The following is a 3,358-nucleotide window of genomic DNA, read 5'->3' on the forward strand; positions in this document are numbered from 1 at the left end:
GCGGGGGAGGATTAAGTAAGAGCGGCCGGGACCACTATCTCCCGCGTCGACCAGTTGCTAACCGCAACGCATGGCCACCCAACCCGACACCGCGTTCGCACCGACCAGCCACAAGGGCCTGACCTACCCGTTCGGCGGCGCAGAGCCTGCCAGCGGCGGCATGATGCAGGTCGCGCCCGGGATTGACTGGGTCCGCCTCCATATCCCCGGCCCGCTGAGACACGTGAACTGCTGGCTGCTCGCCGATGGCGATGGCGACGCACTCGTCGACACCGGCATGAACACGGCCCCCGCGCGCGACGCCTGGAAGGCCGTGTTCGCAGGACCCAAGGCCGGCGTCCGCATCACGCAAATGATCGGCACGCACTTTCATCCCGATCACATCGGCCTCGCCGGCTGGATGTGTGACCACCACGCAGCACCACTCGTCATGACCCGAGCCGAATGGCTGACCGCGCGCATGCTCGCCGCCGACGCGCGCGACTCGGTCCCGCCCGAGATGCGCGCCTTCTGGCACGCCGCAGGCTGGGACGCCGCGCAGATCGACCACGCCACCGCCAAGGGCTGGGCCGGCTTCCGGAAGATCATCACCCCGCTCCCGCTCAGCTATACGCGCATCGAGGACGGCGACGCGCTTACCATCGGCACGCGCGACTGGCGGGTCGTCACCGGCTCCGGCCACAGCCCCGAACATGCGTGCCTGCTCGACGAGGCCGGCGGTATCCTGATCGCCGGCGATCAGGTCCTCCCGCGGATCAGCCCCAACGTCTCGCTCGGCGTCACCGAACCGAACGCCGACCCGCTGGGCGAATGGTTCACCTCGATCGCTAAGCTGAAGACGCTTCCCGCCGACCTGCTCGTCCTGCCCGGCCACGGCGACCCGTTCACCGGCCTCCACACGCGCCTCGACGCGATGGACCGCGAGCACCGCGAGCGACTCGACGAGCTCGCCGTCTTCCTCGCCGAACCCCGCCGCGCGGTCGACTGTTTCGGCCGCCTCTTCCGCCGCGCGATCGGTCCCGACGTGCTCGGCATGGCGACCGGCGAGGCGCTCGCGCATCTCCGCCGCCTCGAGGTCGAGGGGCGCGCCGCGCGCGAAACGCACGATGGCGTGTGGTGGTGGCGCGCGACCTGAGTTAGCATGCGGTCAAATACAAGAGGATAGCCCCATGTGCGACGAGCATACCGCAGACGATAACGAAGCCTATCTGGCTGGCGTCTCGCGCCGTCAGTTCGGCGTGATGACCGGTGCGATGGGGCTGACGATGCTGCTGCCCGCCCCTGCCAACGCCGCGGTCATCAAGGGCCGCGATGTGTCGATCACCACCCCCGACGGCAAGGCCGACGCCTATTTCGTCGCGCCCGCCACCGGCAAGCACCCCGGCGTGCTGATCTGGCCGGACGTCATGGGCCTGCGCCCCGCCTTCCGCCAGATGGCCGACCGGCTCGCGCAATCGGGCTATGCGGTGCTCGTCGTCAACCAGTTCTACCGCTCGACCAAGGCGCCGTTCCTGAAGCCCGGCGAATCCTACGACCAGCCCGCCGTCCGCGCGCGCATCGCGCCGTTCCGCGACGCGCTCACCGCCGACGGAACGGTCCGTGACGCGAAGGCCTTCACCGCGTTCATCGACGCGCAACCGCAGACCGATCGCAAGCGCGGGCTGGCCACCACCGGCTATTGCATGGGCGGCCCGATGGTCCTGCGCACCGCGGCGGCGGTCTCGAACCGGATCCGCGCGGGCGCCACGTTCCACGGCGGTGGCTTCGTCACCGACACGCCCGACAGCCCGCATCTGCTGGTCCCGCAGCTGAAGGGCCGCTACCTCATCGCGATCGCCGCCAACGACGACGCCCGCGCCCCCACCGAGAAGGACACGCTGCGCACCGCCTTCGCCGCGGCAAAGCTTCCCGCCGAGATCGAGGTCTATGCCGGCACGATGCACGGCTGGTGCCCGCCCGACTCGAAGGTCTACAACGCAGCCCAGGCGGACAAGGCCTGGGCGCGCATGCTGGCCTTGTTCGACAAGGCGCTGGTCTAAGGAAACCGTCATCCTGACGAAAGTCAGGATCCAGAGCCAAGCGCGGTATCGTTCTTGGCTCTGGACCCTGGGCCGAACCCGGGATGACGGACGTTCGCACCGCAGCCTCCAGCCGCGCACGCTCTTGACGACGCCATCCCTCCATGAGACCATCGTTCACGATCCGTTCTCAAGGAGAGTCGCATGACGCTGACCCTGTACACCAACCCGATGTCGCGAGGCCGGATCGCGCGGTGGATGCTCGAACAGGTCGAGGAGGAGTATGAAACGGTCATCCTCGACTACGACACGACGATGAAGGCCGAGCCGTATCTGTCGATCAACCCGATGGCCAAGGTTCCGGCGATCGTCCACAATCACAAGACCGTGACCGAATGCGCCGCGATCTGCGCGTATCTCGCCGAGGCATTCCCCGACGCCGAGCTCGCGCCCCGCGACGAGGAACGCGCCGATTATTATCGCTGGCTGTTCTACGCCGCCGGCCCGGTCGAGGCCGCGACCGGCAACCGCGCGCTCGGCGTCGTGCCCGATGCCGCGCAACAACGCATGATCGGCTATGGTAGCTTCGAGCGTGTGATCGACGTGCTCGAACAGGCGGTCGTCGCACATCCCTACATCGCCGGCGCGCGGTTCACCGCCGCCGACGTCTATGTCGGATCGCAGGTGATCTGGGGCATGCAGTTCGGCTGGCTCCCGAAGCGCGACGCGTTCGTGGCCTACGCCGCGCGCCTGACGAACCGCGCCGCCTATCTGCGCGCCGCCGCCCTGGACGACGCAGCAATGGCTACAGCCGCGTAGGACGCAGGGGCAGCGTTTGTCGAGGGAGTGGCCACAGCCCGGACGATCACGCGGGCGGCGCCGCCACGCCGGCACCACCCAACGCCGTCATCCTGACGAACGTCAGGACCCAGAGCCACGGACGCTGGCGATTGGTACCTTAGGTCCTGACGTTCGTGAGGATGACGGAAGATTGGGTGTAGCGCGCCGGATCTACCGGCCATCAGTCGACGCTAACAGCACGCGTGCAACGCCGCTCAAGTAAACATATCCAGTCGGTCGAGCAGCCAACGGCGGCCACGACGCCAGCCCCAGCCAACCCCGTCATCCTGACGAACGTCAGGACCCAGAGCCACGGACGCTGCGATTGGTATCCTGGGTCCTGACGTTCGTCAGGATGACGGAAGGTTGGGGATGGCGCGCCGGATGTACCGACCATCAATCGACGCTAAGAGCACGAGTGCAACCCGGCCCGAGTAAACCACCCAGTCGGTCGATCCCCCGATCGACGACCGCTACGCCAACCCCAACACCCCCGTCAT

General features: G+C 67.8%; 3 protein-coding genes. All 3 read left to right on the forward strand.

Annotation, left to right across the window (positions count from 1 at the left end):
- Positions 1 to 70 precede the first annotated feature (70 nt).
- The 3 genes from ASE88_RS10390 to ASE88_RS10400 all read left to right on the forward strand — a co-directional run bounded on the left by ASE88_RS10390 (position 71) and on the right by ASE88_RS10400 (position 2,837).
- Positions 71 to 1,135, forward strand: coding sequence for an MBL fold metallo-hydrolase (locus ASE88_RS10390; RefSeq protein WP_056477948.1), 1,065 nt, complete (start codon positions 71 to 73; stop codon positions 1,133 to 1,135).
- A gap of 34 nt (positions 1,136 to 1,169) precedes the next feature.
- Positions 1,170 to 2,039 (forward strand): dienelactone hydrolase family protein, encoded by an 870-nt coding sequence (locus tag ASE88_RS10395; RefSeq protein WP_056477950.1) that lies wholly within the window; start codon positions 1,170 to 1,172, stop codon positions 2,037 to 2,039.
- Positions 2,040 to 2,222: 183 nt separating this feature from the next.
- Entirely contained in the window at positions 2,223 to 2,837 is a 615-nt protein-coding gene (locus ASE88_RS10400; RefSeq protein WP_056477952.1) for a glutathione S-transferase family protein, read from the forward strand.
- Positions 2,838 to 3,358 lie beyond the last annotated feature (521 nt).

It is taken from the genome of Sphingomonas sp. Leaf38 (genome assembly GCF_001421825.1).
Classification (GTDB): domain Bacteria; phylum Pseudomonadota; class Alphaproteobacteria; order Sphingomonadales; family Sphingomonadaceae; genus Sphingomonas.

Excerpts from the sequence above, each read along its gene's own strand:
- ASE88_RS10390 (WP_056477948.1), top strand. The coding sequence starts at position 71 with ATGGCCACCCAACCCGACACCGCGTTCGCACCGACCAGCCACAAGGGC.
- ASE88_RS10395 (WP_056477950.1), top strand. The coding sequence starts at position 1,170 with ATGTGCGACGAGCATACCGCAGACGATAACGAAGCCTATCTGGCTGGC.
- ASE88_RS10400 (WP_056477952.1), top strand. The coding sequence starts at position 2,223 with ATGACGCTGACCCTGTACACCAACCCGATGTCGCGAGGCCGGATCGCG.